This window comes from Acidisphaera rubrifaciens HS-AP3, assembly GCF_000964365.1.
GTDB lineage: Bacteria > Pseudomonadota > Alphaproteobacteria > Acetobacterales > Acetobacteraceae > Acidisphaera > Acidisphaera rubrifaciens.
Genome location: NZ_BANB01000325.1, coordinates 1 through 4,568, shown reverse-complemented (window position 1 = coordinate 4,568; position 4,568 = coordinate 1). Strand labels below are relative to the sequence as shown.

Here is a 4,568-nt window from a genome sequence, read left to right as displayed (position 1 = left end):
GCTGCGGCGGGGACGATCCGCCCGCGCCGCAGCCGGTGACGATCGCCGACGTGTCGGCGCCGCCGCGCGACGACGGCAGCAACAGCGGCGGCCTCAACCTGTTCGGCACCAGCCAACGGGCGGAGGACGCGAACGCCCGGCTTGGCATCAACGCGTTTCTGTGGCGCGGCGCGCTCGACACGCTGTCCTTCATGCCGCTGGCGAGCGCGGACCCGTATGGCGGCGTGATCAACACCGACTGGTACCAGCCGCCCGGCTCCACCGGCGAGCGCTTCAAGGCGACGGCCTATGTCCTCGGCCGGCAGCTGTCCACGACCGGGCTGAAGGTGACGATCTTCCGGCAGGTGCTGCAGAACGGGCAGTGGACCGACGCGCCGGTCAGCCCGCAGACCACCACCGACATCGAGAGCAAGATCCTCGCCCGTGCCCGGCAACTGCGCGCGTCCGCTACCGCCAGCAACTGACGTCCCGCGCGGCGTCGCCGTCTTGCCGGGCGCGCCGGGGCAGCGGATAGAAGGCCATGCACGATACGCCAGATGACGTGGCGGCGCCCGCCGCCGGATCGCGGGGCGATGGCGGCCAGCCGGCCACGTCCAGCTATGACTTCGCCACCGCCGAGCCCCGTTGGCAGCGCGCCTGGGCCGAGCGCGGCTGTTTCCTCGCCGAGGATGTGCCGGCGGGCGACCGGCCGAAATATTATGTTCTTGAGATGTTCCCGTATCCGAGCGGGCGCATCCATATGGGCCATGTCCGCAACTACACGCTCGGCGACGTCGTGGCCCGCTACAAGCGGGCGCGCGGCTATGCGGTCCTGCATCCGATGGGCTGGGACGCGTTCGGCCTGCCGGCGGAGAACGCGGCGCGGGAGCGGGGGACGCATCCGGCGCGCTGGACCTGGGACAACATCGCCACGATGCGCGGCGAGCTGCAGCGCATGGGGCTGTCGATCGACTGGTCGCGCGAGTTCGCGACCTGCGATCCGGCCTATTACGGACAGCAGCAGCGGCTGTTCCTCGACCTGCTGGCGGCGGGTCTGGTCGAGCGGCGCGAGGCCTGGGTCAACTGGGACCCGGTGGACCGCACGGTTCTTGCCAACGAGCAGGTGATCGACGGCCGTGGCTGGCGGTCCGGGGCGCTGGTCGAGAAGAAGAGCCTGTCGCAGTGGTTCTTCCGCATCACCCGTTTCGCGCCCGAGCTGCTGGCGGCGCTCGACGGCATGGACCGTTGGCCGGAGCGCGTGCGCACCATGCAGGCGCGCTGGATCGGCCGCAGCGAGGGCGCGCGCCTCGCCTTTGCGCTGGCGTCGCCCGAGGCGGGGATCGAGTGTGTCGAGGTCTACACGACCCGTCCGGACACGCTGTACGGCATGAGCTTCCTCGCCCTCGCGCCGGAGCACCCGCTGGCGGCCGCGGTGGCCGCGCGCGATCCCGCCGCCGCCGCCTTCGTCGCCGAGTGCCGCCGTCTCGGCACCAGCGAGGCGGTGATTGAGACGGCGGAGAAGCGCGGCTACGACACCGGCCTGCGCGTGCGCCATCCGTTCATCGAGGGCGCCACCTATCCGGTCTGGATCGCCAATTTCGTGCTGATGGAGTACGGCACGGGGGCCATCTTCGGCTGCCCGGCGCATGACCAGCGCGACCTGGATTTCGCCCGCGCCTGTGGGCTGGACGTGCGGCCGGTGGTGCTTCCGCCCGGCGCCGACGCGGCGACCTACGCGATCGGGAGCGAGGCCTATGACGGGCCGGGCACGGCCTTTAACTCCGGCTTCCTCGACGGTCTCGATCAGGCGGCGGCGAAATCGGCGGCGATCGCCCGGCTGGTCGCGCTTGGCATCGGCGAGGGCGTGGAAAACTGGCGGCTGCGCGACTGGGGCGTGAGCCGCCAGCGCTACTGGGGCTGCCCGATCCCGGTGATCCATTGCGACGCCTGCGGCATCGTGCCGGTGCCGGACGCCGATCTGCCGGTGCGCCTGCCGGACGACGTCACGTTCGACCGGCCCGGCAACCCGCTCGACCACCATCCGACCTGGAAGCACGTGGCCTGCCCACGGTGCGGCGCGGCGGCGCGGCGGGAGACGGATACGTTCGACACCTTCGTCGACAGCTCGTGGTATTTCGCGCGCTTCTGCAGCCCGCATTCGGCCCGCCCGCTCGATCGCGCGGCGGTCGATCACTGGCTGCCGGTCGATCAGTATATCGGCGGCATCGAGCACGCGATCCTGCATCTTCTGTACGCGCGGTTCTTCACCCGCGCGATGCAGGCGACGGGGCATGTCCAGGTGGCGGAGCCGTTCGCCGGCCTGTTCACCCAGGGCATGGTGACGCACGAGAGCTATCGGGCGGCCGACGGTGCGTGGCTTTATCCCTCGGAGGTCGACCGGCGGCCCGACGGGACGGCGGCGCGGCGGTCCGACGGCGCGCCGGTGACGGTCGGCCGCGTCGAGGCGATGTCGAAGTCCAAGCGCAACACCGTCGATCCGGGCGCGATCATCGGCCGCTACGGGGCGGACACGGCGCGGTGGTTCATCCTGTCGGACAACCCGCCCGAGCGTGACATGGAGTGGACCGAGGCCGGTGTCGCGGGCGCCTGGCGGTTCGTCCAGCGCGTCCACCGCCTCGCCGCCGGCGATGTCGGTCCCGTCCCGCCGCCGCCGTCCTGGGGGAGTGTCGCGATGGAGCTGCGGCGGGCCACGCACCGGACGATCGCGGCGGTGACCGAGGCGTTGGACGGCTTTGCCTTCAACGTCGCCGTCGCGCGGCTGCATGAGTTGGCGAATGCTATCGGCGCGGCGGACCGGGCCGCCGCGGAGACCGGGGGCGCCGAGCCTGGGGGCGCCGATCTGCGCTGGGCGCGGCGCGAGGCCGTGGACATGCTGGCGCGCCTCGCCGCGCCGATGATGCCGCATCTGGCCGAGGAGGTGCATGCGCGGCTCCACCCCGGCACCGATGCCCTGCTGGCCGAGGCGCCGTGGCCGGAGGCCGATCCCGCCCTGGTCGCCGTCGCGTCGGTGACCGTCGCGGTGCAGGTGATGGGCAAGCTGCGCGCGACGATCGAGCTGCCGGTCGGCGCCGATTCCGCGACGGCCTTCGCCGCGGCGGAGGCGGAGCCCAACGTCGCACGGGCGCTGGCGGACCGGCGGGTGGTCAAGCGCATCCATGTGCCGGACCGCATCGTGAACTACGTGCTGGCTGCGTGATGCGCCGCCGGGCGTTCCTGCGGGCCGGGTGCGGCGGGGCGGTCGTGACCCTGCTCGGGGCGTGCGGCTTCCGACCGGTCTACATGCGCACCGAGTCCGGCCATTACGGCACGGCGCAGCGCGAGCTGCAGGCGATCAACGTCGAGGTCATCGCCGACCGGCCCGGCCAGCTCCTGCGGCAGGCGCTGCAGCAGCGGTTCGACGGCAGCGAGAGCGGGCTGCAGCGGCGCTATGACCTCAGCGTCGATTATCAGGTGCCCGGCATGGGCATCGCGGTGCGGCAGGACAACTCCGTCACCCGCATCCGGCTGGTGGGCCTCGCGAATTACACGTTGCGCGGCGAGGACCCGAACCGGACCGTCATCACCAAGGGCAATGCCCGGGTCATGGACGACTACAACATCATCGATCAGCAGTTCTTTGCCGCCGACCTGGAAAACGAGGCGGCGCAGCGGCGCGTCGCCGAGGCGACGGCGGACCAGATCACGCTGCAGCTCGCCGCGTTTTTCAAGCAGCGGGCGCTTGCGGCCGAATAGGCGGGCTGTGCCGGCGTGAAGATCGACGCGCGCCGCATCGACGCCTTTCTCCGCGACCCCGGCGGGTGTGCCGTCGTCCTGTTGCACGGCGAGGATACCGGCCTGATACGGGCGCGGGCGCGCGCCCTTGTCCGTGCCGTCGCGGGCGCCACCGACGATCCGTTCCGCGTGGTCGAGCTGGAGCGCGGCGAGGCCGCGCGGCTGCCGGAGGAGGCGGCGTCCCTGTCGCTCACCGGGGGGCGGCGCGTGGTCTGGCTGCGCGAGGGCGGGGATACGCTCACCGACGCGGTGGCGGAGGTGATGCGCGAAACCCGGCCGGCGTTGGTGGTGGTCGAGGCGCCGGGTCTCACCGCCCGGTCGCGGCTGCGTCAGGCCGTCGAGCGGGCGCCGCTGGGCGCGGCGATTGCCTGTTATCCGGAGGAAGGGGCGGCGCTGGAGCGCACCGTGCGCGACGCGCTCGCCGCCCTGTCGGTGAGGATCGAGCCGGAGGCGCTGGCCTGGGCGGTCGGGCAGCTCGGCGCCGATCACGCCTCGACGCGGGCGGAGATCGACAAACTGGCGCTGTATGCCGGCGAGGGCGGGGTGGTCGACCTGGAGACCGCGCTGACCTGCCTCGGCGACCTATCCGGCCTGTCGCTGGAGGATGCGCTGTACGCGGCGACCGCCGGCCGCTTGGAGCTGGCGGACAGGGCGCTGGCGCTGGCCTTGGCGGAGGGGGGTGCCGCGGTGGGAGTGCTGCGCGGCGCCGCCCTGCATCTGCAACGCCTGCACCGGGTGCGGCTGCGGATGGATACCGAGGGCGCGACGGCCGCCGACGCGGTGGCCGGTCTGCGCCC

At 72.5% G+C, this 4,568-nt stretch carries 4 protein-coding genes; all 4 read left to right on the top strand.

Annotated features, from left to right (window positions below):
- The first annotated feature begins 35 nt into the window (after window positions 1-35).
- Window positions 36-464, top strand: coding sequence for a DUF3576 domain-containing protein (locus B8460_RS10460; RefSeq protein ID WP_048861544.1), 429 nt, complete (start codon window positions 36-38; stop codon window positions 462-464).
- Between the two features lie 56 nt (window positions 465-520).
- The gene (gene leuS, locus B8460_RS10455; RefSeq protein WP_084623481.1) at window positions 521-3,196 is read left to right on the top strand and encodes a leucine--tRNA ligase; all 2,676 of its coding nucleotides are present in this window, start codon (window positions 521-523) and stop codon (window positions 3,194-3,196) included.
- Entirely contained in the window at window positions 3,196-3,732 is a 537-nt protein-coding gene (gene lptE, locus B8460_RS10450; RefSeq protein WP_048861542.1) for an LPS assembly lipoprotein LptE, read from the top strand. Before leuS ends, lptE begins: the two co-directional genes overlap by 1 nt.
- A 15-nt stretch (window positions 3,733-3,747) precedes the next feature.
- A partial coding sequence (holA, locus tag B8460_RS10445) for a DNA polymerase III subunit delta (RefSeq protein ID WP_048861541.1) occupies window positions 3,748-4,568 on the top strand: 821 nt, incomplete at its 3' end.

Excerpts from the sequence above, each read along its gene's own strand:
- leuS (WP_084623481.1), top strand. The coding sequence starts at position 521 with ATGCACGATACGCCAGATGACGTGGCGGCGCCCGCCGCCGGATCGCGG.
- lptE (WP_048861542.1), top strand. The coding sequence starts at position 3,196 with ATGCGCCGCCGGGCGTTCCTGCGGGCCGGGTGCGGCGGGGCGGTCGTG.